This window comes from uncultured Cytophaga sp., from assembly GCF_937863595.1.
Taxonomy (GTDB): domain Bacteria; phylum Bacteroidota; class Bacteroidia; order Cytophagales; family Cytophagaceae; genus Cytophaga.
In genome coordinates this window covers 1-2,182 of record NZ_CALMGQ010000152.1, presented here as the reverse complement: position 1 = coordinate 2,182, position 2,182 = coordinate 1, and the positions used below count along the sequence as shown (strand labels likewise).

At 35.0% G+C, this 2,182-nt stretch carries 1 protein-coding gene; it reads right to left on the bottom strand.

Annotated elements, in window-relative coordinates; translation table 11 throughout:
- Positions 1-395: 395 nt before the first annotated feature.
- The gene (gene map / locus Q0543_RS13335) at positions 396-1,160 is read right to left on the bottom strand and encodes a type I methionyl aminopeptidase (RefSeq protein WP_299253992.1); all 765 of its coding nucleotides are present in this window, start codon (positions 1,158-1,160) and stop codon (positions 396-398) included.
- Positions 1,161-2,182 lie beyond the last annotated feature (1,022 nt).

The following is a 2,182-nucleotide window of genomic DNA, read 5'->3' as shown; positions in this document are numbered from 1 at the left end:
GCACTCCCGAAGGGAGCTACTCAATTCTATCTAAAAAAAATATTTAATCCTTACAGGATTGTACGTAAAATATCTTGGGGAATTATTTTCTATAAATATGTGCCCCCTACTTGGGTCATGACCTATAAAGAATAATTTGTGAATACGTCACATTCAAACAAAAAAAATTGGTATTATAATTCACATTCATTAATGAGTTCAATAGAAATAAAAAAAATTGATTTATGATAAGAAATTATTTTCTGCTTTTTTGAACAGCATGCAACGCAATCGTTCTTGGCTAATAGCCTAAAAAGAAAGCGATGTGATCGTTGAGGGCAAATTGTTAGATATTTACGTCTTCGCTGAAAATAAACACAGAAGGAGAAATTGTTTTCATTCCAATAAAAACAATATTAATTCCAAATACCATTCATTGCTGTTAAAATAATTGGTTTCCCATCCGTAACAACAATCGTATGTTCGTGTTGCGCCATAAATCCTCCTCTATTACCAACCATTGTCCAGCCATCTGGCAGCGTTTCTGCATAGGTAGAAGTCGTTGAAATAAATGTTTCAATAGCAACGACTGAATTTTTTGTAAAGCGTTTTTTATAAAATGGATCCCTGAAATTCGCTATCTCACTTGGCTCTTCGTGCAGACTTCTTCCCACACCATGCCCCGTAAGATTTTTAATGACTTTGAAGCCGTGTTTCTTCGCTTCCGTTTCCATCAAAAACCCAATATCAGAAATACGCACTCCGCCTTTGATATTTTCTATTGCTTTGCGTAAAACATGTTTAGATGCATCAATAAGTTTTTGATGATTGTTAACGTCATTACCCAAAACAAACGATGCACCATTGTCCGACCAAAAACCATTCAGCTCTGCAGATACATCAATGTTTATCAATTCACCCTCCTGCAATATTTTATTAACGGATGGAATGCCGTGACAGAATTCGTTATTTGTACTGATGCAGGTAAAACCCGGAAAACCATAGGTAACATAAGGTGCAGACTTTGCACCCAGGTCCAGTAGAATCTTTCCACCAAAATCATCCAACTGTTTTGTAGTAATACCAGGCTGAGCATAATTACGCATTTCCCTCAGCGTATAAGCAACAGCTTCACTTACCTTTTTCATTCCTTCTAATTCTTCTGCTGTAGTAATAGACATATTGCTGATTTTACTTTTAAACGTCTCTCAATAATACTGTTTCATTGTATACATGAATACATATCCAAAGTATTGATATTATCGTACATTTCAAATTATGCGTTGCTTTAATATAGTTGAAAATCATACCTGAATGGGTCTTATTAAAGTGGATTAAAATACCGATGCCTTTGCTTGAAGTCTGTGCCTTATAAACTGGGGAAATATAAATTCTACCTAGGAGGGATGCCTCTAGGTTTACCATACAAGCCGTAGAGGCTTGAAGGGTAATCTGTTATGAAACCACATCTTAACGCCCTCGACCTTGCCATGGTATTTAGCTCACATACCATTACAGATTATTCATCCACAAATCCATCTTCCTACTCAACTAATTGTTTCACCTTACCTTAATAACTTTTATCTATTTTGGGTGGTCTGTGGGTTATAGTCGACGGTGAGTGATTGACTCGAAATGAACAACTTATGAACACCTTTCCATTAAAAACCAATGCTCCCTATGAAAAAACAATAAGCCTGTAAGGAATTAATGTTATAATAGGCGCAGCGCCACTAGAAGAATCGATCCATACTAAGTATCGCCCACAGAAATAACCTACCTGTATGAATATGTCGATAGAAAATCTCTCAAATGTTCACACATATACATTTTATCAACATAAATACAATTTCTCTACCGTTTATCATCCAAAAGCTGCCGTTAAATAAATAACACTTTATTAAAAGAAGTTTTTTCTTAATTTAATATTCGATATCAAGAAAGTGCATTTACAGTGACTTGTGTAAGGTGTATGATCAAAAATACAACCAGCAAGTAGACGAAAGACTATACACTAGGGAACATGAACCGTTCTTAAGTATTGACTTGGTATAACCAAAAACATTCATTTTCAATTAAAAAAAACAAACACAATGGGCTTAGCAGAAAAAAGATTAGCGGAAGAAATTAAAACAGACAAACTTCCAGCATTTGAATCAAAATTGAATGACAAAGCGGGTTACCCAATCAAAGTTGATATCGA

Excerpts from the sequence above, each read along its gene's own strand:
- map (WP_299253992.1), bottom strand. The coding sequence starts at position 1,160 with ATGTCTATTACTACAGCAGAAGAATTAGAAGGAATGAAAAAGGTAAGT.